The following is a 24,974-nucleotide window of genomic DNA, read 5'->3' as shown; positions in this document are numbered from 1 at the left end:
GACGATACCGGCGCGGAACGACGGTTTGGAACGACGACGCCGCGCGAGACGACCCGGCGCGGAACGACGGTTTGGAACGACGACGCCGCGCGAGACGACNGGGCGATGGTCCGGCCGTCGCGGGCGGTGAAGGTCTGCACCCGACGACGATACCGGCGCGGAACGACGGTTTGGAACGACGACGCCGCGCGAGACGACCCGGCGCGGAACGACGGTTTGGAACGACGACGCCGCGCCGGCGAGGGCTCCACTCCCTCGCCGGCGCGGCGGCGCATCCGGTGCGGGATCAGCCCTTGGCGAGCAGCCCCAGCGAGTCGATGACGCGGTTCGAGAAGCCCCACTCGTTGTCGTACCAGGCGACGACCTTGACGTGCTTGCCACCGACGCGGGTGAGTTCGGCGTCGAAGATCGACGAGTGCGGGTTGCCGACGATGTCGCTCGACACGAGCGGCTCCTCGGAATATTCGAGCACGCCGGCGAGGGGGCCTTCGGCCGCCGCGCGGTACGCCGCGAGCACCTCGTCGCGGGTGACCTCGCGCGCGACGGTCGTGTTCAGCTCGACGATCGAGCCGACGGGGATGGGCACGCGCATGGCGTCGCCGTCGAGCTTGCCGTCGAGGCCGGGCAGCACGAGGCCGATCGCCTTCGCGGCGCCGGTCGAGCTCGGCACGATGTTCTCGGCAGCTGCGCGGGCGCGACGGGGGTCGCTGTGCGGGGCGTCCTGCAGGTTTTGGTCCTGCGTGTAGGCGTGCACGGTCGTCATGAAGCCGTGCTCGATGCCGGCGAGGTCGTCGAGCACCTTCGCGAGCGGCGCGAGGGCGTTCGTGGTGCACGACGCGTTCGAGACGATCGTGTGCGCGGCGGCGTCGTACGCCTCGGTGTTGACGCCGTAGGCGAGGGTCACGTCGGCGCCCTTCGAGGGTGCGCTCACGAGGACCTTCTTCGCGCCGGCCGCGAGGTGCGCCTTGGCGGCCTCTGCGTCGGTGAAGCGACCGGTCGACTCGAGCACGAGCTCGACGTCGAGGTCGCCCCAGGGGAGCTTCGCGGGGTCGCGCTCGGCGAGCACCTTGACGCGGCGGCCGGCGACGACGAGCGTGTCGCCGTCGACCTCGACGGGGTGGCCGAAGCGGCCCCCCGCGGTGTCGTACTTCAACAGGCGCGCGAGCGCGGCGGGCTCGGTCAGGTCGTTCACGGCGACGACCTCGAAGTCGGCGTCGCGCTCGACGATGGCGCGGAGGACGTTGCGGCCGATGCGGCCGAAGCCGTTGATGGCGATGCGAGTGGTCATGTGCGAGGTGTTCCTTTCGTTCGCTCCACTAGGTTCAACGCAAACCGGGCGCCAGAGTGAGCGGCAATCGAGACAGTGTCCGCAAGGTTCTCGCCACGTTCAGTTCGAGGTGCGATCCGGCATGCGCACGGCGAGCGCCAAGCCGACGACGGATGCCCCGATGACGGCGGCGCCCGCGAGCGGAACGGCGCTCACGCCCACGCCGGCGACGAGCCCCGCCGCCGCGGCCGCGCCGATCGCGATGCCGAGGTTGAACACGACCGGGATGAGCGCCGACGCGAGCCCGCGGCCCTCGGGGCCGGCAAGGCGCAGGACGAGCGTCTGCGCGAGCGGCGGCAGCGCACCGGATGCCACGCCCCACGCCACGACCACGATGACGCCGACCACGGGGTGGGTGTCGACCACCGCGAGGGCCGCGACGGCGACGCCCGTGCCGATCGCGCTCACGAGGAGCGCGCGCCCGGTGCGCGCACCGAACCGGCCGGCGAGGCCCACGCCGACCGCCGAGGCGATGCCGAAGGCGAGGAGCATCGCCCCCACTCCGCCCGGCACTCCGGCGGCCGGCACCTCGACGAGCCGGGTCACGAACGTGTAGACGCCGTAGTGGCCGACGAGCAGCAGGGCGACGAGTCCGAGCACCGCGATCATCGCCCGCATGCGCGGGCCCAGGTGCGGACGCTGCGCTCCCCTTGTCGCCCGCGGGCCCGCGGTCGGTGCCGCGCCCGAGGCATCCGGAGCCTCGTCGGCTGCGCCGCCCGTCGACCGGCGCACGACGGTCGCGACCAGCAGCGCGGCGACCAGCCCGAGCACCGCGAGCCCGGCGAACACGGTACGCCAGCCGACCGCGTCCGCGACGAGGCTCGCAATCGGGGTGCCGAGCACGGTGCCGAGCGTGGCGCCGCCGAGCACGACGGCGACGGCGCGCGCGAGCGCGTCGTCGGGCACGAGGTCGGCGGTGTGGGCGTTGGTCGTCGCCCACAGCAGCCCGACCGCGAGCGCGCCGAAGACGCGGGCGCCGACGACGAACTCGTAGGCGGGCGCGACCGCCGTGAGCGCCGACGACGCGGCTAGGGCGACGAGGCTCCAGGCGATGACGGCGCGGCGATCCGCCCGCCGGGTGAGGCGCATGAGCGGGATGCTGCCGACCACGACGATGGCGGCCCAGATCGAGACGAGCAGGCCCGTCTCGGCCTCGCTGACGCGGAGGCCGGCGCTCATCTGCGGCAGCACGGCGGTGGGCAGCATCTCCGCGGTCACCATGGTGAAGGCGGCGCCGCCGAGCACGAGCAGCGATGGCCAGGGCAGGCGGGCGGCCCGTGTCGGCACGGCGACCGGGGAAGCGGTGGGGGCCGGCGAAGCGGTGGGAGCCGGCGCGGTGGAACGGGTGGTGTCGTCCATGCTTCCGACGCTAAACTTTGACATTGGTGTCAATGTCAAGGTCTCTCGCGACTTCCGATCGGAGCACGCATGCGCATCGGTGAACTGGCCCGCGACGCCGGGATCTCCACCCGGCTCGTCCGCTACTACGAGCAGCAGGGGCTCATCGCCCCCAGCCGCCAGGCGAACGGCTACCGGTCGTACGCGGACGACGATGTCGATCGCGTCGCGCGCATCGCCGGGCTCATCCAGTCGGGCCTGCCGACGAAGCTCGTGAAGGAGGTCATGAACCTCGAGGACGCGGTCGCCGAAGCCCGGCCGAGCTGCCCCCGCGCGGTGGCCGAGCGGCTCGCCGCCGAGCTCGCCGGCATCGAGGAGCGCATCGCCTGCCTCTCGCGCAGCCGCGACACCATCCGCGACTACCTCGCGCGCACCGAGCACGCCGTCGTGCTCGCGGAAGCCGCCGGCGACCGTCCCGACTGATCCCGGCGCCCGGCCCGGCTCGCACCACGGAATGGGCGCCCGGCGGCCGAAGCCACCGGGCGCCCACCCGTGCCGACGACACGGTCAGGCGAACTCGAACCCCCACGAGTCGCCCGCGTCGCCGTCGGCGGAGACGGTTCCCCCCGACACGGTGAACCGTGCCGACCGCCCGTCGGGAGCGGTCACCGTGGCGCCCGAGGCATCCGTCGCCCCCGGGTACACGCGGATCGTGAGCCGCTCGAAGTAGTCGGAATCGGGGCGCGTCTCGTCGGCCCCGATCGGCAGCACCGCGCCCTCGCGCACGTACAGGGGCACGGTGTCGAACCCGTGCCGCTCGCGGCGCCACGTGCCCTGCGAGTCGACGACGTCGCCCGTCCACCAGTTCGTCCACCGGCCGGACGGCAGGTAGACGTCGACCTCGCCCGACTCGCTGAACACGGGCGCCACCAGCAGCGACGGGCCGAGCAGGTACTGCCGGTCGAGGTACGCCGCACCCGGGTCGTCGGGGAACTCGAGCGCCATCGGCCGCATCACCGGGATGCCGGTCGCCGACGCGTCGAGCCCCTGCTGGTAGAGGTAGGGCATCAGCGAGAGCTTCAGCTTCGTGAAGACGCGCGTCACCTCGACGGCCTCCTCGTCGAACGCCCACGGCACCCGGTACGAGCCCGAGCCGTGGAAGCGCGAGTGCGTGCCGAGCAGGCCGAACGCGACCCAGCGCTTGAACACCCCGGCATCCGGCGTGCCCTCGAAGCCGCCGATGTCGTGGCTCCAGAACGAGAAGCCCGACAGCGCGAGCGACAGCCCGCCGCGGAGCGTCTCGGCCATCGACTCGTACGTCGAGGTCGAGTCGCCGCCCCAGTGCACGGGCAGCCGCTGGCCGCCCGTCGTCGCCGACCGTGCGAAGAGCACCGCCTCCCCCTCGCCGCGCTCCTGCTCGAGCACCTCGAACACGGCCTCGTTGTAGAGCTGCGTGTAGCGGTTGTGCATGCGGTCGGGCGCCGAGCCGTCGAAGTACTCGACCTCGAGCGGGATCCGCTCGCCGAAGTCGGTCTTGAAGCAGTCGACGCCCTGCGCCACGAGCCGTCGCAGGTGGTCCTGATACCAGCGCGTGGCATCCGGATTCGTGAAGTCGACGAGGCCCATGCCGGCCTGCCAGAGGTCCCACTGCCAGACCGAGCCGTCGGGGCGCTTCACGAGGTAGCCGCGCTCGGCCGCCTCGGCGAAGAGCTTCGACCGCTGGCCGATGTACGGATTCAGCCAGACGCAGACGCGCAGGCCCTTCTCGTGCAGGCGCGCGAGCATGCCGTCGGGATCGGGGAACGTGCGCGGGTCCCACTCGAAGTCGCACCAGTTGAACTCGCGCATCCAGAAGCAGTCGAAGTGGAACACGCTGACCGGCAGCTCGCGCGCGGCCATCTCGTCGACGAAGCGCGTCACCGTCGCCTCGTCGTAGTCGGTCGTGAACGAGGTCGACAGCCACAGCCCGTACGACCAGGCCGGCACGCGCGCCGGGCGGCCGACGAGCTCGGTGTAGCGCTCGAGCACGCCGGCCGGAGTGCCGCCGTAGATCACGAAGTACTCGAGCGACTCGCCGGCGACCGAGAACTGCACGCGCTCGACCGCCTCCGAGCCGACCTCGTACGACACGTGGCCGGTGTCGTTCACGAGCACGCCGTAGCCGCGGTTCGTCAGGTGGAAGGGCACGTTCTTGTACGCCTGCTCCGACGAGGTGCCGCCGTCGGCGTTCCAGATGTCGACGGTCTGGCCGTTCTTCACGAGCGGCCCGAACCGCTCGCCGAGCCCGTACACGAGCTCGCCGACGCCCAGCGAGAGCTGCTGCAACGTGTACGCGGATGCCGCGGCGCGAGCCGTGCCGCCGCGGGCGTTGCCCACGGGCACGCCGTCGAGTTGGGCGTCGGGACGAACGCGCATGTTCGCGATGGACTTGTCGCCCGCGGTCGCGATCGTGCGACCCTCCGCCTCGAACGACAGGCCGAACGGGGCGCCCTGCGCCACCCGCGCCGACACCCGGCCCGAGGTGAGCGACCCGCCCGTCTCGTCGACGACGACCACGCCGTGACCGTCCTCGGCGCCGACGAGGTCGAAGCCCTGCGGTCGGGGGCCGCCCGAGTGGTGCTCGATGCGCACGCCGATGACGTCGGGCAGCGGCGAGGAGAGCGTCACCGTCAGCAGCGGCCGGTTCAGCGTGTCGCCGCGCTTGGCGATGACACCGGTCGTCGCGAAGACCTGGAGCCGGTGCTCGCCGTCGGCCTGGATGTCGTACGCCTCACGGGCGTACAGCGGTTCGATGCCGGGCCGGATCTGCCAGAACCCGTCGGTGAACTTCATGGGAGGGGTGGTTCCTTTCGAGCGGGCCGTCGCTGCGGCATCCGCCTCGGTGCGAGACGTCGGCTACTTGACCGCGCCGGCGGTGATGCCGCGCGTGAGCGTGCGTTGGAAGATGAGGAAGAAGATCAGCGTCGGGATGACGCCGAGCAGCGCCGAAGCGCTCGTCGTCGTGACATCCATCAGCCGGTCGCCCTGCAGCGTGGTGATCGCGACCGGAACCGTCTGATTGTCGTTCGAGACGAGGAAGCTCAGCGGGATGAGGAACTCGTTCCACGTCCAGATGAAGAAGAAGATGAGCAGCACCGACAGCGTGCCCTTGCTGATCGGCAGCACCACCTTCACGAGGGTGCGCAGCCGGCCCGCGCCGTCGAGCGCCGCCGCCTCGAGCACCTCCTTCGGGAACGTGCCGAACACGCTCGAGAGCAGGTACGTGCCGAACGCCGCCTGGATCACCGTGAAGATGATGATGATCGCGAGCTGCGTATCGTAGAGGCCCACCGACTTGAACATGTAGTACAGCGGGAACAGCAGCGCCTCCTGCGGGATCAGGTCGGCGAGCAGGAACAGCAGCAGGATGCCGGTGCGGTACTTCACCCGCCCGATGCCGAGCGCGTACGCGTTCAGCACCGACAGCGCCACCGCGAGCACGGCGACCGAGCCCGAGATGATGAAGCTGTTCCAGAGCTTCTCCGGGAAGTCGACGCGGTTCCAGAAGTTCACGATGCCGTCGAAGTAGAGCTCCTTCGGCAGCAGCAGCGGGCCCGACGTGTTGTAGTCCTCGGGCGACTTGAACGAGTTGATGAGGATGAGAATGAACGGCACGGCCACGAGGAGGCCGAACAGGATCGCCGCGGCGAGCCAGATCCAGTCCTTCGCGGACTTCTTCGCCTTGGGCGCCCCGTCGCCCCGGCGACGCCGGCGCTGCTCGCGGGAGGACCGCCCGCCCACCGCCGACGGATCGCCGGCCAGGTCGGCGCCGACCAACGGCACCGTTCCGGCACCCGCCGCCGAGAGCGGGGTGAGGGGTTCGGCATCCCGGATGCCCGGGGAATCGGTGTGCGACATCAGCGCTCACCCTCCGATCGTTCGACACGCGTCTGCAGGCGGATGAACCCGATCGCCACGAGCACCACGACCACGGTCAGCGCGGTCGCGATCGTCGCGCCGTAGCCGACCTGCTGGCTCTGGAAGAACTCGATGTACGAGTAGTAGCTCGGCACGATCGTCGCGGTGCCCGGCCCGCCGCCCGTGAGGGCGTAGATCGGGCCGAACACCTTCAGCGCGGCGATGGTGCAGGTGAGCGTGACCACGAAGATCTCCGGCCGGATCGCCGACACCGTGATGTAGCGGAACCGCTGGAACCAGCCCGCGCCGTCGAGCTCCGCCGCCTCGTACAGCTCGGGGTCGACCCGCTGGAGGGCCGCCATGAAGATGACGACGGGGTAGCCGATCTGCACCCAGACCATCACCGCCATGATCGACGGCATCGCCGTGTCGGGGCTGCCGAGCCAGTTGTGCTGGAGCGCACCGAGCCCGATGGACTCGAGCACCGTGTTCAGCGCGCCGTTCTCGGGGCGGAGGATCCAGCCGATGACGATCGCGGCGATCGCGACGGGCAGGATCTGCGGGAGGTAGTACGTGGCCCGAAGGAAGCTCGCGACCCGCCCGCCGAACTTGCGCCCGATGACGTCGAAGAGCAGGGCCGCCAGCACCAGGCCGAGCAGCGTCGGGATGATCACCATCGCGACGATCATCGACAGCGAGTTGCGGAACGAGGCCCAGAACTTCTGGTCCTGGAACAGCTCGATCCAGTTCTCGAAGCCGATGAACTCGGGCGGGCGCACGCCCCGCCAGTCCGTGAAGCTCAGGTACACGTTCCACACCAGCGGAATCAGGATGATGAACGTGAACAGCACGAGCCCCGGGATGAGGTAGAACCAGAACCCGCTCGATCGCATGCCCGAGATGGCGCTCATGCCGTCGGATCGCCGCGACGTGCGGGGTCGCTCGGCGAGGGTGGAGACCACGATGGTTCCTTTCGGCCCGAGGGTCAGCCGACGATGTCGGCGACCCCGTCCTCGTACTCGGTGCCGAGCTGCTCGAGCGTCTGCTCGGGCGTGAGGGTGCCGTTCACGAGCTCCTGGAGCGCACCCACGAGCTGATCGTAGAAGTTCGGCGTGGGCCAGTCGGGGTAGAAGGCCAGTCCGTCCTGCTCGACCACCTCGTTGAACTCCGTGATGAGCGCGGCCGACTTCTCGTCGGTGATGTCGGCCGGGTCGGCGGCGACGGGGATCGAGCCGTTGTTGCCGATGAGCGCCTGGATCTCGGGACGCATCGTGATGTCGATGAACTCGTACGCGAGGTCCTTGTTGCCCGCGTTCTCGGGCACGACCCAGATGTTGCCCGAGGATCCCGGGACCAGCTCCGTCTCGGGGAACGCGAACGTGTCCCACTCGAAGGTGGTCGCCTCGTTGATCACGCGGCCGGCCCACCAGGAGCCGGAGACCATCATCGGGTACTCGCCGCTCATGAACGCGACGCCCATGTCCTCGGCCTTGAGGCCGGTCGAGTCGGCCGAGATCCAGCCCTTGTCGACGTACTCGACGATCTTCTCGGCGGCGTAGGTGAGCTCGGGGCCCTGCCAGTCGACGGGGTTCTCGTAGAGCTGGTAGTCGTTCACGAACTGCCGGTCGGCCTGCGAGAGGGCGAGCTGGTAGAAGAGCTGGCCCAGCGGGTACTCGCCGCCGGCCTGGGCGATGGGCGTGGTGCCCTGCGCGGCGAACGTGTCGAGGATCTCCTCGAACTCGGCGTACGTCGTCGGCTCGGCCAGGCCCAGCTCGTCGAACGCGGTCTTGTTGTAGTACACGGTCACGTACTCGCCGTAGTTCGGGACGCCGTACCAGGGGCCGGAGCCCATGATGCCCTCGTCGGAGTACTTCGCGGTCGTCTGCAGCGACGGGGCGAGCATGTCGTCCCAGCCGTACTCCTCGACGGCCTCGGTGATGTCGGCGAGCAGGCCCTGGCTGGCGAGGAGGCCGGCGGTCGCGTTGCCCTTCGGCGACTCCATGACGTCGGGCGCCTCGTTCGAGTTCAGCACCTGGCTCGCCGTGGAGCGGATCTGCTCGAAGCTCTTGTCCTCGTACTCGACGGTGGCGCCGGTCTCCTCCTCGAAGATCTCGATGGCCCGGTTCCAGGCGATGCCGACGTCGCTGTCGGTGCCCTCGAAGTGCCAGAGCTTCAGGGTGTTCGGGTCGGACTCCTCGCCGGCCGAGCAGCCGGTGAGCAGGGCCGCCGTGGCCGCGAGTGCTGCGACGGCGCCGATGCCGCGCTTGGGGATCCTCATGATGCTGTTCCTCTCGGTGGGGATGTGTCGAAGCGCTTCGATGATGCGCGCGATTCGACGGACTTCTTCGGTTGGTCGCGGATCTCGGAGTGACGATCCGTCGTGGCGGTGCGGTGGTGACGATGCGGTGGTGACGATTCGGTGGTGCGGATGCCTCAGCGCCGAGGTCGGGCGACCGACCCGCGATCCTCGGCGACGGGCGGGATGAGTTCGACGCCGAGCGCGTCGACCCCGCGCACCTGGCGCAGGGCGGACTCGACCGCGATGCGGCACATCTGGTCGAGCGGCAGCGGGATGGAGCTGAGTGGGACGGCGAGGTGCGACGTGTCGTAGCTCGCGCAGGCGGCGAACGCCGACAGGTCGGTCGGCACCTCGAGGCCGCGCTCGCGGATGCGGCGCAGCACCGCCTCGACGACCGGCTCGTTGCAGTGGAAGAGCACCGCGGTCATCTCGGGCGACGCGTCGAGCAGGTCGTCGAACGCCCGTTCGGCGTCGCCCCTCGCGAGCGTCGGCGAGACGACGTCGATGCGGATGCCCCGCGCCGCCGCCTCGGCCTCGAGTCCGGCGTTGAACCGCTGGACGAAGCCGGTTCCCCGCTCGAGGTAGGTGGGCGGGTGGCCGACCACCCCGACCGTCCGGTGGCCGGCGTCGGCGAGCGTGGTGATCGCGAGCCGCCCCGCGCGCTCGAAGTCGAGGTCGACGCAGGCGACGCCGTCGCCGTGCTCGCCCGACACGCCGATGAACGCCGCCGGGAGTGCCGCGCGCTTGACGATCTCGACGCGCTCGTCGTGCGCCTTGACGCCCATGGCCACGACGCCGTCGACGAGCGAGGACGCCGCGACGCGGCGGATGCCCGACACGTCGTCGTCGGTCGCGAGCAGCAGCACGTCGTAGTCGTAGCGGCGAGCCGTGTCGACGACCGCCGTGACGAACCGCATGTGCGTCGGCAGGTGCCCGTCGGTGTGGATGGGCGCCGACAGCGCGAGGATGTTCGTCGTCGCGCCGGCGAGCATGCGGGCCCCGGCGTGCGGCTGGTAGTCGAGTTCGCGGATCGCGTCCTCGATGCGGGCTCGCGTCGAGGCCGTGATGGTGCGCTTGCCCGAGAGGGCGTACGACACCGTGGAGATGGAGACGCCCGCGGCGCGTGCCACGTCGCTGATGGTCGCCATCACGCCCCCTTCGGCTTCGTTGTCGAGGTCATCGATGCGCTTCGATTTCGAAGCGCTTCGATGACGTGAGAGCGAGCATACGCACGCCGCGGCGAACTCCGCAAGGCTTTTGTTCGAGATTCCAACATTTGGTTCGCGAGCCTCCGCGACTGGCCGTCGGGGCGCGGCGGCAACCGCGGCCGGTGCGCCGGGCGCGGCCCGGTTCCGGCTACCCGTCCGACGACCGGCGGAACGTGTGCCGATACTCGCTCGGCGACGTGCCGAGGATGCGCTGGAAGTGCAGCCGCAGGTTCGCCCCCGTGCCGAGGCCGACGGCCGTCGCGACCTGCTCGATGCCGAGCTCGCTGCGCTCGAGCAGTTCGCGCGCGAGGTCGACGCGAGCCCGCAGCACCCACTGCATGGGCGTGTAGCCGGTGTCCTCCACGAACCGTCGCGAGAAGGTGCGAGGCGACACGGTCGCGTGTCGGGCGAGGTCGCCGATGGTGAGCGGCTGCGCGAGATGGCGCAGCGCCCACTCGCGGGTCGCGGCGAAGACGTCGCCGAGCGGCTCGGGCACGCTGCGCGGCACGTACTGCGCCTGGCCGCCGCTGCGGTAGGGCGCCGCGACGAGCCGCCGCGCGACGTGGTTCGACAGCGCCACGCCGTGGTCGCGCCGCACGAGGTGCAGGCACAGGTCGATGCCCGACGCTGCGCCCGCCGACGTCAGCAGGCTCCCCTCGTCGACGAACAGCACGTTCTCGTCGACCTCGACGAGCGGATGCCTCGCCGCCAGCGCGCGCGTGTAGTGCCAGTGCGTCGTGGCGCGCCGGCCGTCGAGCAGCCCGGTCGCGGCGAGCGCGAACGCCCCGGTCGAGATCGCCGCGAGGCGGGCGCCCCGCTCGTGCGCGGCGCGGAGCGCATCCACGACCGCCGCGGGCGGATCCTCGCGGTCGGGATGCCGGTAGCCCGGGATGAAGATCGTCTCCGCCCAGTCGAACGCCTCGAGCCCGTCGGCCACGTGGTACGAGAGTCCGTCGCCTCCCGAGACCGGCCCGGGCGCCGCACCGCACACGCGCACCTCGTACGGCATGGACTGCCGGGTCGTGAAGACCTGCGCCGGGATGCCGACGTCGAGCGGCTTCGCGCCCTCGAGGACGAGTACCGCGACGCGGTGGAGCCGGGGCTTGGCCATGCCTTGGAGCGTACCCGCGTGGCCTGCAGGGCCCGTCAGCGGGCCGCGTGGGTCTCGCGAGCCGCGCGGGCGACCGAGCCATGGAGGTCGAGCGGGTCAGGCGGCCGCCCAGACGCCGAGTTCGTTGCCGCTCGGGTCGAGGAAGTGGAACCGGCGCCCGCCCGGGAACTCGTACGGGCCGTCGACGATCTCGCCGCCGGCCGCGCGAACTGCCGCGACGGTGGCCTCGAGGTCGTCGCTGAACAGCAGCACGAAGGGGCCGCCGCGCGTCACCTGTTCGGCGAGCGCGAGCCCGCCCGCCTCTTCGCCGTCGGCCTCCGCCGACGTCCGGAACCCGGCGTACTCGGGCCCATAGGGCGTGAACGACCACCCGAAGGCGGAACCGTAGAACTGCTGCGCGACCTCGAGGTCGGTGACCTTGAGTTCGATGTAGTCGATGCTGCGAGGAATGCGATGCTCGTGTCCGCTCATGCGCTCACCCTCGCAGCACCCGCCGACACAGCGGCCCCGCGAGGGTCGCCGCCCCCAAAGCGGGGGACAAGTGCCGATTCGCGCCGATCCGCACGATTCGAGAGCCATAGGCTCGCAGCATCCCCCGGCCGAGATCCCCGTCTCGCCTGCCCGACCCCACTCGAAGGAACCCGATGAAGCGCCCCTTTTCCGCGCTGGTCGTCGCCGTGCTCGGCGCCGGCCTCGCGATCGGCGGTACCGCAGCCCCGGCCGCGGCGACCGAAGGCCCCGCCCAGGAGATCGCCGGTACGAGCTGTCTCGTGCTCGACGTCGACCTGACCGGCTACGCCACCCAGCCCGAGGTGCCCGCCGTGACGGAGGAGCGCGTGGTCACGCCCGCCGTGGCCGAGGTGAGCCACACCGACTACCAGTACGAGAAGCAGAAGCTCGTCTGGTTCCAGTGGAAGGGAACCGGCGAGTACCGCCTGACGCACAAGTGGGCGGGCGACGACACTTGGTACGACTGGGACTTCTACAAGTTCACCGGCGCCACCCAGAAGCACGTCGAGGTGGAGGCGAAGGACGCCGTCACCGAGACGGTCGTGGTGACTCCCGCGGTCCCCGCGAACCCGACCCCCAACACGGTCACCGTCACGATCGACGGCGTCGTGGTCGCCGAGTCCGTCGCGTTCGGCGCCGACTTCCAGGCGTCGTACGCGCTGGCCGACAAGTTCAGCGAGAACGCCTACACGGTCAGCGTGGCCGGGTACCAGGGCCAGGGTACCGGCGAGTTCTCCGGCACCGTCGCGCCCTGCGCACTCGGCGACTTCGCCGCAGCGGCCTCGATCGACGTCTCCGTGTGCGAGGCAGCGACGGTCACCGTCACGAACCACGCCCGTGCCGAGCATCTGATCAATGCCACCTACTCGGCGGTCGTCTACCAGGACGGGAAGTACCTCGACGCACTCGCGGTGTTCGAAGACACCGACGTCGTGAAGTCGTACGCGCTCCCGGCAGGGGCACAGCTGGTGGTGCGATCGGGCCCCGCGCACGGGGACGTCGAACTCGCCCGGGCGACCGCCGCCGACTGCGACCCCGCCGGTCCGGTGGACCCCGAGCCGGGCGATCCCGAGCTGAAGGTCACCGGTGACTTCGTCGCCGGCGGCGACATCACGGTCGAGGGCACCGGCTTCGCGGCGAACACCGAGTACGAACTCGAGCTCCACTCCACGCCGCAGCCCCTCGGGCTCGTCACAACCGACGCCGAGGGCGCATTCGCCGTCGACACCGCCATCCCGGCCGCGACCCCTGCCGGAGCGCACGAGATCGTCGTGCTGCTCGAAGGTGAGACCATCGCGACCACGCCGGTGACGATCGCCGCCGCCACGCCGAGCAGCCCGACGACGCCGACCGCTGGTGGCAATGGCACGGCGGCCACGGCCCCGAACACGGCGCAGACCGCGAAGCGGGCCCTCGCCGAAACGGGCTTCGACGCCACTGCGGCGATGGCGGCGCTCGCGCTGCTCGTGCTCGGCGGCACCGCGGTGACAGCCACGCGTCTCGCCCGCTCGCGCGCCTGACGCACGGCACCCCGCAGGGGCTCGCGGCTTCGGCCGCGGGCCCTTCGGCGTGTTCGCCACCGCACGACTCCCGGCTCCTCGGAACTCCGGCACTCCGGCACTCCGGCACCTCGGCACTTCGGTACTTCGGCACTTCGGTACTTCGGCACTCCGGCACATCGGCGCCTCGGGACTCCGGCACTTCGGAAACCGACTTCGGAGAAGGAACATTCGCCGGCGATCGATCGCGGTCGACGGTCGCCGCCCGAGGTCAGACTCCGAGCACCGGCAGCCACACCCGCATCGTCGACGGGCCACGCTCGGCCCACGCGTGGTACGGCACGAGCGGCACGTCGGCGGAGGCATCCGTTCGCGGATCGACGAGTCGCACCACGACGCGAGGTGCGCCGGCATCGCCGTCGGTCTCGCGCGGCGGCACGGCCGGATCGACGCGCAGGTCGGCGAAGTCGGATGCCTCGAGCGCCGTACCGCCGAGATCGACCGACTCGAGCGCGTACACCTCGGGACCGCGCTCGACGGCGAGGCATCCGCGCACCGCATCGACCCGCGCGTCGGGGGCCGTGAACCGGGATCGCATCGGCAGTCCCAGCTCGACCTCGTCACCGGACCGCCACGAGCGCTCGAACGACACCGTGCCCGCGCGACCGTGCGCATCGGCGTCGATGGCCTGCGAAGGGCTGCCGTCGGCCGGACGCACGACGAGCCGCGCACCCGTGGCCCACGCCGGCACGCGCAGCGAGAGCCGCCACGGCGACGAGGCATCCGTGAGTACGCGTACCGCGACGCGGCCGGAGGCCGGGTACTCGGTCGCCACGTCGATCGCGACCTCCTGCCCGTCGTCGAGCCGCGTGCGGATCGACGCGGGCGCGTACTGGTGCAACTGGATGCCCGAGGCATCCGCCGACGCGACGTACGCGGCGAGACTCGCAAAGGTGCGCGCCGTGTTCGGCGGACAGCACGACACCTCGAACCACGGCGCACGCAGCGACGAGTGCGCGCGCGGCGAGACCGTGTCGGCGTCGGCCGGCGCGCCCGGCACGCGCTGGTGGAGCGTATTGGCGTAGTAGAACGCCGTACCCGACGCATCCGGCGAGGTCTCGACGACGTTGAACAGGGTCCGCTCGATGAGGTCGGCGTGGCGCGCGTCGCCGTGCGCGAGCAGCAGGCGCCAGCTGAACATGACGGATGCCACGCCCGCGCACGTCTCGGAGTACGCGCGGTCGCTCGGCAGCTCCCAGTCCTCGCCGAAGGCCTCGTCCTGGTGGTGCGAGCCCTGCCCGCCCGTCACGTACGTGCGGCGCTCGACCGTGCGGTCCCACTGGGCATGCAGCGCCCCCAGCAGTTCATCGTCGCCGGCCTCGATCGCGACGTCGACGGCCCCCGCGGACAGGTAGTTCGCGCGTACCGCGTGGCCGCGCAGCGCCTCGGCGTCGCGCACGGCGACGTCGTCCTGGTAGTACGACCGGCCCCACTCGATGTCGGCCAGGGTGCCGCGCCCGTGCCGCTCGACGAAGCGGCGGGCCTGGTCGACGTAGCGCGGTTCCCCCAGCGCGCGACCGAGCTCGACCAGGCCCAGCTCCACCTCGGCGTGCCCGCAGATCCGCGGATCGCCGCCCGCGCCGAACACCTCGCACACGAGGTCGGCCGCCCGCCGGGCCACCTCGACGAGGCCGTCGTCGGCCCCCGGCCGGGTACGCGCGCGCGCGACCGCCGCCTGGAACAGGTGCCCGAGGCAGTAGAGCTCGTGGCCCCACTCGAGGTCCGACCAGCGAGGCTGCTGCCCGGGCCGGCCGAAGCGCGTGTTCAGGTAGCCGTCGGGTTCCTGCGCCGCGGCCACCCGGGCGACGATCGCGCGGAAGCGCGCCTCGAGCGCGTCGACCGCCGCGGCGCCCGCCGGCGCGATTGCGTCGCCCGAGGCATCCGCCCCGCCGCGTCGCCCGATCTCCCACGCGAGCGCCTCCAGGTACTTGTAGACCTCCGAGTCGCTGAACTCCCGGCCCCGACGGCCGGACGCGAGCGCCGCCGGGTCGGACGCCGCGAGGTCGAGGTTCGCGAGCCAGCCCTCGCGCTCGAGCCAGTGCTCGATGTGCGCGAGCGTGGCCTCGCCGTTGACCTCCTGTCGGCGATGCCAGAAGCCGCCCGTGATGGCGACCTCGTCGAGCCCGAGCGGGCGCAGCGCACCCGCGCTCGGCGCGACGGGCGCAACCGGCGCGGGCGCGACGGGTGCGACCGGAGCGAGGTGAGCGGTGGTGGAGCGGGTCATGTTCATCCCTTGAAGGCGCCCGACATGAAGCCGCGCACGTAGTGGCGTTGGAGGATCAGGAACAGCAGGATGCACGGCAGTGCCAGCACGACGACGCCCGCCTCGGTCGCGCCGTAGTCGACGACGCCCTGCACCTGCCCGCGCAGGTTCGAGATCGCGAGGGGCAGGGTCATCCGGTTCGAATCGGTGATCAGGATCAGCGGGGCCATGAAGTCGTTCCACGCGGCGAGGAAGGCGAACAGGCCGACCGTGATCAGGCCCGGTTTCACGGCAGGCACCAGGACGCGCCAGAGCACGCTCCAGGCGGTGCAGCCGTCGACCATCGCCGCCTCGTCCATCTCGCGGGGAATCGACTCGAACGAGATGCGCATCATGAACATCGAGAACGGCAGCTGGAACATCGTGAGCACCAGCGCGACCCCGACCAGCGAGTTCGAGAGGCCCACCGCGTTCAGCAGCACGTACAGCGGGATCAGCAGCGTCGCGTACGGCACCATCAGGATCGCGAGCGTCGACAGGAACAGCAGGTCCTTGCCGGGGAAGCGGAACCTGGCGAACGCGTACCCGCCGAGCAGCGAGATGCCGAGCGTGAGCGCCACCGTCAGCAGCGACACGAACAGCGAGTTGAACAGGTACACCCAGATGCCCGCCTGATAGTTCGCGAGCGTGACGTAGTTGCCGAGGCCCCAGCCGTCGACCTGGTTGGTGCCCGCGAGCGGCGAGACCGACGAGATCGCGGTCCAGATGAGCGGGTAGAGGAAGATCAGCGCGAGGCCCGCGGTCAGCACCCAGTACGGCGTGCGCAGGGCGATGCCCGCGAAGGTGGTCGGCCGGGTGCGCCCGCCGGCTCCGCCGCGACGGCCGCCGGCACCGCGGGCGCGCCCTCGGTGCTGCGGCGCGACGACCGCGACCGTCGAGTCGGTGGGCGGGGCATCCGCGAACGGATCGCGCGAGCGGCGCGGCGCGGTCGTCGACATCAGTCCTCCGCCTTCCGGTTGAACGCGCGGATCTGCGCGATGTTGATCACGACGAGCGCGAGCAGCACGATCACCGAGAGCGCGCCGGCGACGCCGAGGTCGTTCTGCCCCTGGAACGCGACGCTGTAGATGAGCTGCACGATCGTGATCGTCGAGTTGTCGGGCCCGCCCTTGGTGAGGATGTAGAACTGCTCGAACGCGAGCAGCGATCCGGTGACGCACAGCACGGTGGTCAGCGCGAGGGTCGGGCGCAGCAGCGGGATGGTCACGCTGCGGAAGGTCTGCCAGCGGGATGCCCCGTCGATGCGGGCCGCCTCGTACACGTCGTCGGGGATGCCCTGCAGACCCACCAGCATGAGCAGCATGTAGAAGCCCGCGTACCGCCAGACGATCAGGAAGATGGTCGACCACAGCGCACCGTCGGGTGTGCCGAGGAACGTGATGCCCCACGACGCCATCAGGTCCGCGAAGGGGCCCGCGATCGGCGAGTACAGCACGTAGAACAGCAGCGACGCGGATGCCAGGCCGAGGGCGCTCGGCACGAGGAACGCGGTCCGCAGGAATCCCTTCCAGCGAGTGGACTCCTGTACGAGCATCGCGAGCCCCAGGCTCAGGGCGAGCAGGATGACCGTCGTCAGCACCGTGTACTTCAGGGTGAACCAGACCGAATCCAGGAAGAACCGGTTCGAGACCGCGTCCTCGTAGTTCTCCGGCAGGTTCCAGCCCTGGTTGCCGGCCAGCAGCGGCCAGTCGCTGGCCGACATCTGCAGCACGAGCGCCAGCGGCAGCACGAACAGCAGCAGCACGAACAGCGCCGTCGGCAGGGCGAAGAGCCAGCCGGTGAGGGCGCTGCGGCGCCGGGCGGGGGTGACCCGCCCGGCGCCGCGGGCGACGGTGCTCACTGCTGGAGCACCGCCGTGATCTCGTCGTTGTCGGCGTCGACGGTCTCGCCGTCGCCCAGCACCGCGTTGCGCACGAGCGTCAGCCACGGGCTCGACGGCGCGTTGAACGCCTGCTGGAAGTTGATCGCGACCGGGGTGTCGCCGTTCGCGGCGACCTCGTTGATCGTGATCAGGCGCGGGTCCTGCTCGGAGTACTCGTTCGTCGCGAGGTCGGCGCGCGAGACGACGTCGTTGTTCTTGGCGAGGACGCCGACCTGCGCATCCTCCGACATCATCCAGTTGAGGAAGTTCCACGCCTGCGCGGCCTTCTTCGAGTCCTTCGAGACGCCGATGCCGTCACCGCCGACGAACGTCGAGCCGCCGCCGTTCGGGCCGGGGATGCCGGCGACGCCGACGTCGAACGGCGTCGACGAGAGCAGGGTCGCCGGGTACGGCATGAGGCCGACCTTGCCCTCGGTGAACGCGGCGGTCCAGGTCGGGCCCGCTTCGTCCTGCGACGCGGGCAGCACGGCACCCGAGTCCCAGAGGTCCTTCCACGTGGCGTACACCTCCTTCGCGGTGTCGCTCGCGAGCAGCGACTCGGTGCCGTCGTCGCTGAGCACCTCCTCGCCGTCGGCCCAGACGCTCGGGAACCAGGTGAAGACGAGGCATCCGCCGCAGTTGAGGCCCGTCGCGGTGCCGTAGGTGTCGGGCTTGTTCAGCCCCTGGATGGCCTTGGCCCACTCGGCGAACTCGGCGAGGTCGGCGGGGCCGGCCTCGGCGTCGAGGCCGGCCTCGGTCGCGAGTTCCTTGTTCCAGAACAGCATCGAGAGGTCGAGCACGAACGGCAGCACGTACTCGTCGCCCTCGTAGGTGCCGGCCGAGAGGTGGCCCTGGTTGATCTCGTCTTTGAAGTCGAGGCCGTCGATGTTGGCGGTCAGGTCCTGGAAGAGGCCCTGCTGCACCCAGTTGGGCACGTACACGATGTCGGCGGCGAACAGGTCGGGCAGGCCGTTCGAGCCGGCGGCCGCGCCGACCTTCGCGACGTAGTCGTCGTTGGGCACGACCGTGAGCTCGACTTGGTTCTCGTGCGACTCGTTGTACGCGTCGACGAGCAGGTTGGCCTGCTTCTCGAGCGGGGCCCGGGTCCAGAGGGTGAGCGTCGAGCCGTCGTCGACGCCCTCGGCACCGGCGTCGGCGAGGCTGGATGCCTCTTCGCCGTCGCCGGAGGCGCAGGCGGCGAGGCCGATGGTGAGCGCGCCGGCAGCGAGCAGCGCGAGCGCTCGCGTACCCCGGCGGATGGTGCGGGTCATCTGTGTCTCCTTGCTCGTCGTTGAGCGGGCCGTGGGCCCGGGTCTGCGATTGCACGGCCGCTCGGGTGCACTGGTCGCGATCGCGAGGAGGCGCTGCGATCCGAAACCTTCCGAAAGGCCTTTCGGCACGCTACTCTGTGGATGCTTCGACCGTCAAGGACGGATTCCGATAGCGTTTCAGATGCAGGATGCCGACCGGGGAGGACGACATGGCTCGAGCCGACGGGGCCGCGCGAGCGGCCACGCTGAGCGACGTCGCCCGCGCCGCCGGGGTCTCGCTCGCGACCGCGTCGAAGGCGATCAACGGGCGCGACCAGGTCGCCCCGGCCACTCGCGAACGCGTCATGCGCGCCGCCGAGGAACTCTCGTTCACCCCGAACCAGCTCGCGCGCAGCCTCATCGCCGGGCGCACCGGCACCGTCGGCCTGCTCACGAGCGACCTCGAGGGCCGGTTCGTCATCCCGATCCTCATGGGCGCCGAAGACGCGTTCGGCGCCGGCCAGGTCAACGTCTTCCTCTGCGACGCGCGCGGCGACGCCATCCGCGAGCAGCACCACCTGAAGGCGCTGCTCAACCGTCGTGTCGACGGCATCATCGTCGTGGGCCGCCAGACCGACCCACGGCCATCGCTCGGGCACGACCTGCCGGTGCCGGTCGTCTACGCGTACGCGCCGTCCGACGACCCGACGGATGTCTCGGTCACACCCGACAACGTGGCGGGCGGGCGGCTCGCCGTCGAGCACCTGCTGGCCTGCGGGCGCACGCGCATCGCCCACATCACGGGCGATCCCGAGTACGCCGCCGCACAAGACCGTGCGATCGGCGTGCGCGCCGCGCTCGCCGACGCCGGCCTCGAGCTGGTCGGCGACGTGCGCTTCTCGACCTGGTCGGAGCACTGGGGCCGCGACGCCTCGGCGATGCTGCTCGCGCAGCACCCCGACGTCGACGGCATCGTCTGCGGCAGCGACCAGATCGCGCGCGGTGTGCTCGACACGCTGCGCGACCTCGGCAAGCGCGTGCCCGAAGACGTCGCCGTCATCGGCTACGACAACTGGGAGGTGCTGGCCACGAACTCCCGCCCCGAGCTCACGAGCATCGACGCGAACCTGCAGCAGCTGGGCCGCACGGCCGCGATGCGCATCTTCGAGGCGATCGAGCGCACCGACGGCGCCGAGCCCGGTGCGGGCGTGCACCACCTGCCCGTGCGGCTCGTGATCCGCGGCTCGACCGTCGCGCGGCGCTGAGCCGTCAGCGCCCCGCCCGCCTCCACCGCGCCCCGCTCGCCTTCACCGCACCCCGCTCGCCTCACCGCGCCCCGCCCGCCCTCACCCCGCCCCGCTCGCCTTCACCGCGCCCCGCAGTTCAGGAAGAATCGGTCGACGCGCCGCGGACGATCGCGCGTCACCCGGCGTGTCATCGAGATCTTCCTGAATCGTCGCCAGGGCGGCGGGGCAAGCGGGGAGGGACCGCGCGAGCAGAGCCGGGACACCGGTAGCGTCGAGAGCATGACGACCCGAGTCTGCGCCCGATGAGCGGCGAACCGCCGGTCTGGGGCGGCGGAGCCGCCGACGGCCCCGGCTGGTCGACCCTCATGGCCTGGACCGGCCTGGTGCTCGGTGTCGGCGCGTTCGTGTTCGCGGTCGCGGCACCCCTCTGGACCCGCCCCGCAGGCATCGCCTGGATCGCCGGCTTCGGCGCGCTCGCGATCTGGTTCGGCGCGATCGGATGGCTCCGGCTGCGCCGCGGGCGGCCGCACGAGGCATCCGAAGCCGGTGCCGACGACGTCGCGACCGGCGACGCAGATCGCACCGGCGACGATCCGCCCTCGCCGCTGGGCGCCGGCGCCGGGCTCCTCGGCGCCGTGCTCGGGGCCGCGACCATCCTGCTGATGGCCTACGCCTGGGCCGCCTTCATCGCGGCCGGCGCCGGCGCCGAATGGCCCATGCTGCCGGCGTGGCATCCCGACGGCGTGCCCGGCGACGCACCGCCGTCGCCCGGCGACGTCACCGTCTGACCGCCGCGGAGTACCGTGGGCGGCATGAGCGAGCCCGCCGCAGACTCGACCGGAACCACCGCACCTCCTGAACCCAAGCGCCTGCCACCGGTGCAGCGCTGGGTCTTCTGGCCCGCCGCGATCGTGGTCATCGCGTTCGCGGGGTTCACGATGCTGGCGCCCGATCTCGCCGAGACGTTCTTCGGCGCCGTGCAGGCGGGCATCGTGAACGCGTTCAACTGGTACTACGTCCTCATCGCGGCGTTCTTCGTCGCGTTCGCGCTGTTCACCGGGTTCAGCCGGTTCGGCGACATCCGACTCGGTCGCGAGGACGACGAACCCGAGTTCAGCCGGTTCTCATGGTTCTCGCTGCTGTTCGCCGCCGGCATGGGCATCGGGCTCGTGTTCTACGGCGTGAGCGAACCGCTCAGCCACTTCGTGTCGCCCCGGCCGGGCCTCGAGGGCACGCCCGAGCAGCTCGCGCAGGCCGCGCTCAGCCAGACGTACCTGCACTGGGGCGTGCACGCCTGGTCGATCTACGTCGTGGTGGGCCTCGCGCTCGCCTACGCCATCCATCGGCGCCGGCGGCCCATCTCGATCCGGTGGACCCTCGAGCCGCTGCTCGGCAAGCGCGTCGAGGGCGGCTGGGGCCACGCGATCGACGTGATCGCGCTGGTCGGCACGCTCTTCGGCGTCGCGACCTCGCTCGGGCTCGGCGTGCTGCAGATCAGCGCGGGCCTGCATTCGGCCGGACTCGTCGAGCCGACCGAGACCGTGCAGATCGTCATCATCCTGGTCATCTCGCTCGCGGTGCTCGGCTCGGTGCTCTCCGGCGTGACGAAGGGCATGAAGTGGCTGTCGACCACGAACCTGGTGCTCGCCGGGCTGCTCGTCGTCTACGTGCTGGTGTTCGGCGAGACCGAGTTCCTCCTGCGCGAGTTCGTGCAGTCGATCGGCGCGTACGTGCAGGGCTTCGTCGGGCTCTCCTTCAACGTCAGCGCGTTCCAGGGCGCGGCCGGCGAAGCGTGGCAGGCCGCCTGGACGTCGTTCTACTGGGGCTGGTGGATCTCGTGGGCCCCGTTCGTGGGCATCTTCATCGCGCGCATCTCGCGCGGCCGGACCGTGCGCGAGTTCGTCGCGGGCGTCATCATCGTGCCGACGCTGATCGGCATCCTGTGGTTCGCGGTGCTCGGCGGATCGGCGCTCGCCGTCGAGCTGCGCGATCCCGGCTCGATGACAACCGCCGACGGCGGGGTCGACCTGCAGGGCGCGCTGTTCCAGCTGCTGCAGTTCATCCCCGGCACCCCGGTCCTCACGATCGGGGTCATCCTGCTGATCGCCGTCTTCTTCATCACCTCTGCCGACTCCGGCGCCCTGGTGATGGGCATGATCGCGACCGGCGGGCGGCTCGACCCGAGGCGGTGGGTGCGCGCGTTCTTCGTCGCGGTCACCGCGATCCTCGCGATCGCGCTGCTCGTGGCGGGCGGCCTCACCGCCCTGCAGACCGCGGCGATCATCTTCGCCCTGCCGTTCAGCATCGTGATGCTGCTCATCTGCTGGTCGACCTGGGTCGCGTTCGCCCGCGAGCGGCGCGCGTACGCGAAGGCCGAGCGGGCGAAGTTCCTCGACACGATCGGCGAGTACTACGGCCTCGAGGTCGAGCAGCAGTCCGAACTCGGCGCACTCGGGCGCGGGCCTCGGTGGATGCGGGGCCTGCAACGGCGGTTCCGCACCGGACCCGGCGCGACCACGCACGAGGGCATCGACCGACCGAGGTCGGCGAGCCCGGCGGCCCTCGCCGCCGAGGCGCGCGCCGACGACGAGGTCGCGATCGACGACATCGAACGCGTGGTCGACACCGATCCGCTGTCGGGGCACGACGACCCCGAGATCCCCGAGCACGGCGAGGACGGTCCGACGGCCGGGCCGCGCTGACGCGAACGATGACGCGGCGACGGATGCCTCACGCCGAGGCATCCGGTCGCGTCGTCAGCCCAGCGCGGCGAGGACGCGCGTGACCGAGCCGCCGAGGTTCCAGTCGACGGCGAGGTGCTCGAGCCGGTCGCGGTGCGACGCGTCGACCGGCCGGAGCACCGGGTCGAACTCGCCGAGGTCGAGGTCGCGGACCACCTCGACCACCCGCGGCGCGACGTCGAGGTACGCCGCCGCGGCGGTGAGCTTCGCGCGCACGCCGGCCGACATGCCGGCCGCGCCGGTCGCGGCCGCCTCGCGGATGCCGTCGAGGTCGACGAAGGCCTGCAGCAGTCCGGCGGCCGTCTTCTCCCCCACGCCGGCGACCCCCGGCAGCCCGTCAGACGTGTCGCCGCGCAGCGCCGCGAAGTCGGCGTACTGCTGCGGCAGCACGCCGTACTTCTCGACGACGACCCGCTCGGTGAGCACCTCGAGCTTGCTCATGCCGCGCGCCGTGTAGACCACGCGGACGTCGGCGTCGTCATCGACCAGCTGGAACAGGTCGCGATCGCCGGTCACGACGTCGACCGGTACGGATGCCCCGGTCGCGAGCGTGCCGATCACGTCGTCGGCCTCGTGCTCGGGCGCGCCGACGACGGCTATGCCGAGCAACGAGAGCACCTCGCGGATGAGCGGCACCTGCGCGACGAGGCCGGGCGGCACGACCTCGACGTCGGGGCCGCCGTCGACCTCGCGCTCGACGCGGTGCGCCTTGTAGCTCGGGATCAGCTCGACCCGCCACGCGGGGCGCCAGTCGTCGTCCCAGCAGGCGACGAGCTGCGTCGGCTCGAAGTCGGTGACGAGCTTCGCGATGATGTCGAGCAGCCCGCGCACGGCGTTGACCGGCGTGCCGTCTTCGCGCTTGAGCGAGTCGGGCACGCCGTAGAAGGCGCGGAAGTACAGCGAGGCGGTGTCGAGGAGCATCAGTCGGTCGGCCACGTGCCGATCCTCCCACGCACGACCGTCAGCCGTACTGGTAGAACCCCTCGCCGGTCGCGACGCCGAGCTTGCCCTGGTCGATGTAGCGCTCCTTGATGAGCTTCGCGAACGCCTGCTGCTTCGCGTCGCCCATCATCGAGATGTTGTAGGCCGTCGTGAGGCCGACGACGTCGTAGATCTGGAACGGGCCCATCGGCGCACCGGTTCCGATGCGCCAGGTCTGGTCGATGGCCTCGGGCTCGGCGATGCCGTCGACGAGCAACTCGCCCGCGGCCTGCAGGAACGGCACGAGCAGCGAGTTCAGCAGGTACCCGGCCTTCTCCTTCTTGATCTCGATCGGCACCATGCCGGTCGACTCGGCGAACTCGACGACCCGGCGGTAGACCTCGGGGTCGGTCCACTCGGTGCCCATGACCTCCGCGGTGTTGTGCTGCCAGACGCGGTTCGCGTAGTGCAGCGCGAGGAACTTCGCGGGGCGGCCGGTCGACGGTGCGAGCGTCGAGGGCAGCAGGGTCGACGAGTTCGTGCCGAAGACGGTGTGCTCGGGCGCGACGGCGGCGAGCTTCGCGTAGGTGTCGGCCTTGATCGCCGGGTTCTCGGGGACGGCTTCGATCACGAGGTCGGCGTCCTTCACGGCGTCGGCGAGGTCGCTCGAGAGCCGGATGCGCGCGAGCGCGGCATCCGCCCCGCCGGAGGCTCCGCCGTCGACCTCGGCGCGATAGGTGTCGGCGAGCTTCGCGAAGCGGTCCTTCGCTGCGGCGAGTGCATCGTCGCTGATGTCGTAGGCGACGACGGGGTGGCCGTGGAACGCCGTCTGGAAGGCGATCTGCGAGCCGAGCACGCCCGTGCCGAGCACGGTGACGTTCTGGAGGGCGGTCTCGCTCTGGGTCCTGACGCTCTGAGCGGTCATGGGTTGGTTCCTTCTTCCTCGTGGGTGTTGAAGCGGCGCAGGTCGTGCGCGAAGCGCGCGACCTCCGCGTCGGTCCAGTCGCCGAGTCGGTGGTCGACGACGGAACGCAGGATGCCGAGGGCCTCGTGGTAGGCGGCCCAGCCGGCGTCGGTCAGTTCGAGCGGGCGACCGCGACCGGATGCCTCGACGGCGCGTTCGCGCACGACGCCGAGCCGCACGAGGTTCGCCAGTTGCCTGGAGACCGTCGAGCGGTTCAGCCGGAACGCGGTCGCGATGTCGACGGATCGGGCGCCGGGGTGGTCGACGATGTACCCGAGGATCGACTGGTCGGTGAGGCTGAGGCTCACGGCCGCGGTGCGCGCGTCGGCGACGCCGCGGCGCGAGATCAGGATGAGTTCGCGCAGGATGCCGGAGGCATTCGTCGCTCGTGATCCCATCAGTCACCTCCTGTTGTATAGTGCAACGCTACGCCGTACCGTTGCATTCCGCAACACCGCGTCGCCAGCCGTGATTCCGC

At 71.1% G+C, this 24,974-nt stretch carries 21 protein-coding genes; 5 read left to right on the top strand and 16 right to left on the bottom strand.

What is annotated here, in order from left to right; all coding sequences use genetic code 11:
* Nucleotides 1-286: 286 nt before the first annotated feature.
* Together gap and GE115_RS06160 are read right to left on the bottom strand one after the other, a co-directional pair.
* On the bottom strand, nucleotides 287-1,288 hold the full coding sequence (gene gap / locus GE115_RS06165) for a type I glyceraldehyde-3-phosphate dehydrogenase (RefSeq protein WP_153683860.1): 1,002 nt from the start codon (nucleotides 1,286-1,288) through the stop codon (nucleotides 287-289).
* Between the two features lie 99 nt (nucleotides 1,289-1,387).
* Nucleotides 1,388-2,686 carry an MFS transporter gene (locus tag GE115_RS06160; RefSeq protein WP_153683859.1) on the bottom strand — a complete coding sequence of 433 codons (1,299 nt, stop codon included), beginning with the start codon at nucleotides 2,684-2,686 and terminating at the stop codon, nucleotides 1,388-1,390.
* Nucleotides 2,687-2,755: 69 nt separating this feature from the next.
* Here GE115_RS06160 and GE115_RS06155 point away from each other — a divergent pair, with 69 nt between their 5' ends.
* Nucleotides 2,756-3,148 (top strand): MerR family transcriptional regulator, encoded by a 393-nt coding sequence (locus GE115_RS06155; protein WP_153683858.1) that lies wholly within the window; start codon nucleotides 2,756-2,758, stop codon nucleotides 3,146-3,148.
* Between the two features lie 84 nt (nucleotides 3,149-3,232).
* On the opposite strand, the gene yicI is transcribed toward GE115_RS06155, so the two are convergent.
* The 7 genes from yicI to GE115_RS06120 form a co-directional block, all read right to left on the bottom strand.
* On the bottom strand, nucleotides 3,233-5,497 hold the full coding sequence (gene yicI, locus GE115_RS06150) for an alpha-xylosidase (protein ID WP_153683857.1): 2,265 nt from the start codon (nucleotides 5,495-5,497) through the stop codon (nucleotides 3,233-3,235).
* 63 nt (nucleotides 5,498-5,560) lie between these two features.
* Nucleotides 5,561-6,562, bottom strand: a complete 1,002-nt coding sequence (locus GE115_RS06145) for a carbohydrate ABC transporter permease (RefSeq protein WP_153683856.1) — start codon at nucleotides 6,560-6,562, stop codon at nucleotides 5,561-5,563.
* Complete coding sequence (locus tag GE115_RS06140; protein ID WP_153683955.1) at nucleotides 6,562-7,455, bottom strand: carbohydrate ABC transporter permease; 894 nt, start codon at nucleotides 7,453-7,455, stop codon at nucleotides 6,562-6,564. The genes GE115_RS06145 and GE115_RS06140 overlap by 1 nt, the downstream gene beginning before the upstream one ends.
* A 92-nt stretch (nucleotides 7,456-7,547) precedes the next feature.
* Entirely contained in the window at nucleotides 7,548-8,840 is a 1,293-nt protein-coding gene (locus GE115_RS06135; RefSeq protein WP_153683855.1) for an ABC transporter substrate-binding protein, read from the bottom strand.
* 155 nt (nucleotides 8,841-8,995) lie between these two features.
* Nucleotides 8,996-10,009: a LacI family DNA-binding transcriptional regulator gene (locus GE115_RS06130; RefSeq protein ID WP_153683854.1), complete on the bottom strand. Its 1,014-nt coding sequence runs from the start codon at nucleotides 10,007-10,009 to the stop codon at nucleotides 8,996-8,998.
* Nucleotides 10,010-10,217: 208 nt separating this feature from the next.
* Nucleotides 10,218-11,180, bottom strand: a complete 963-nt coding sequence (locus tag GE115_RS06125; protein ID WP_153683853.1) for a GlxA family transcriptional regulator — start codon at nucleotides 11,178-11,180, stop codon at nucleotides 10,218-10,220.
* Nucleotides 11,181-11,276: 96 nt separating this feature from the next.
* Entirely contained in the window at nucleotides 11,277-11,651 is a 375-nt protein-coding gene (locus tag GE115_RS06120; protein ID WP_153683852.1) for a VOC family protein, read from the bottom strand.
* Between the two features lie 173 nt (nucleotides 11,652-11,824).
* On the opposite strand from GE115_RS06120, the gene GE115_RS06115 reads away from it, so the two are divergent.
* On the top strand, nucleotides 11,825-13,210 hold the full coding sequence (locus GE115_RS06115; RefSeq protein ID WP_153683851.1) for a hypothetical protein: 1,386 nt from the start codon (nucleotides 11,825-11,827) through the stop codon (nucleotides 13,208-13,210).
* A 250-nt stretch (nucleotides 13,211-13,460) separates the two neighbouring features.
* Here GE115_RS06115 and GE115_RS06110 read toward each other — a convergent pair whose 3' ends face one another.
* The 4 genes from GE115_RS06110 to GE115_RS06095 are packed head-to-tail and all read right to left on the bottom strand — an operon-like array spanning nucleotide 13,461 to nucleotide 18,644.
* Entirely contained in the window at nucleotides 13,461-15,473 is a 2,013-nt protein-coding gene (locus tag GE115_RS06110) for a glycoside hydrolase family 127 protein (RefSeq protein WP_216648764.1), read from the bottom strand.
* Nucleotides 15,474-15,475: 2 nt separating this feature from the next.
* Nucleotides 15,476-16,450: a carbohydrate ABC transporter permease gene (locus tag GE115_RS06105; protein ID WP_153683849.1), complete on the bottom strand. Its 975-nt coding sequence runs from the start codon at nucleotides 16,448-16,450 to the stop codon at nucleotides 15,476-15,478.
* Nucleotides 16,450-17,352 (bottom strand): carbohydrate ABC transporter permease, encoded by a 903-nt coding sequence (locus GE115_RS06100; protein WP_312854941.1) that lies wholly within the window; start codon nucleotides 17,350-17,352, stop codon nucleotides 16,450-16,452. Before GE115_RS06100 ends, GE115_RS06105 begins: the two co-directional genes overlap by 1 nt.
* Complete coding sequence (locus tag GE115_RS06095; RefSeq protein WP_153683848.1) at nucleotides 17,349-18,644, bottom strand: ABC transporter substrate-binding protein; 1,296 nt, start codon at nucleotides 18,642-18,644, stop codon at nucleotides 17,349-17,351. The genes GE115_RS06100 and GE115_RS06095 overlap by 4 nt, the downstream gene beginning before the upstream one ends.
* A 209-nt stretch (nucleotides 18,645-18,853) precedes the next feature.
* Between GE115_RS06095 and GE115_RS06090 the strand changes: the two genes are divergently transcribed.
* The 3 genes from GE115_RS06090 to GE115_RS06080 all read left to right on the top strand — a co-directional run bounded on the left by GE115_RS06090 (nucleotide 18,854) and on the right by GE115_RS06080 (nucleotide 22,572).
* Nucleotides 18,854-19,888 carry a LacI family DNA-binding transcriptional regulator gene (locus GE115_RS06090; protein ID WP_153683847.1) on the top strand — a complete coding sequence of 345 codons (1,035 nt, stop codon included), beginning with the start codon at nucleotides 18,854-18,856 and terminating at the stop codon, nucleotides 19,886-19,888.
* Between the two features lie 284 nt (nucleotides 19,889-20,172).
* Nucleotides 20,173-20,658: a hypothetical protein gene (locus GE115_RS06085; RefSeq protein ID WP_153683846.1), complete on the top strand. Its 486-nt coding sequence runs from the start codon at nucleotides 20,173-20,175 to the stop codon at nucleotides 20,656-20,658.
* A gap of 24 nt (nucleotides 20,659-20,682) precedes the next feature.
* Nucleotides 20,683-22,572, top strand: a complete 1,890-nt coding sequence (locus GE115_RS06080; RefSeq protein WP_153683845.1) for a BCCT family transporter — start codon at nucleotides 20,683-20,685, stop codon at nucleotides 22,570-22,572.
* Between the two features lie 54 nt (nucleotides 22,573-22,626).
* Here GE115_RS06080 and GE115_RS06075 read toward each other — a convergent pair whose 3' ends face one another.
* From GE115_RS06075 to GE115_RS06065, 3 genes are read right to left on the bottom strand one after another with little or no spacing between them, the layout of a single operon-like run.
* Nucleotides 22,627-23,547 (bottom strand): 5'-3' exonuclease, encoded by a 921-nt coding sequence (locus tag GE115_RS06075; RefSeq protein ID WP_312854940.1) that lies wholly within the window; start codon nucleotides 23,545-23,547, stop codon nucleotides 22,627-22,629.
* A 25-nt stretch (nucleotides 23,548-23,572) separates the two neighbouring features.
* Nucleotides 23,573-24,457 carry a 3-hydroxyacyl-CoA dehydrogenase gene (locus tag GE115_RS06070; protein WP_153683844.1) on the bottom strand — a complete coding sequence of 295 codons (885 nt, stop codon included), beginning with the start codon at nucleotides 24,455-24,457 and terminating at the stop codon, nucleotides 23,573-23,575.
* Nucleotides 24,454-24,894: a MarR family winged helix-turn-helix transcriptional regulator gene (locus tag GE115_RS06065; RefSeq protein WP_153683843.1), complete on the bottom strand. Its 441-nt coding sequence runs from the start codon at nucleotides 24,892-24,894 to the stop codon at nucleotides 24,454-24,456. The genes GE115_RS06070 and GE115_RS06065 overlap by 4 nt, the downstream gene beginning before the upstream one ends.
* Between the last annotated feature and the right edge of the window lie 80 nt (nucleotides 24,895-24,974).

The sequence above is a fragment of the Agromyces agglutinans genome, from assembly GCF_009647605.1.
Classification (GTDB): domain Bacteria; phylum Actinomycetota; class Actinomycetes; order Actinomycetales; family Microbacteriaceae; genus Agromyces; species Agromyces agglutinans.
Note: the sequence above shows the minus strand (reverse complement) of the source record. Positions and strands in the feature narration are given on the sequence as shown.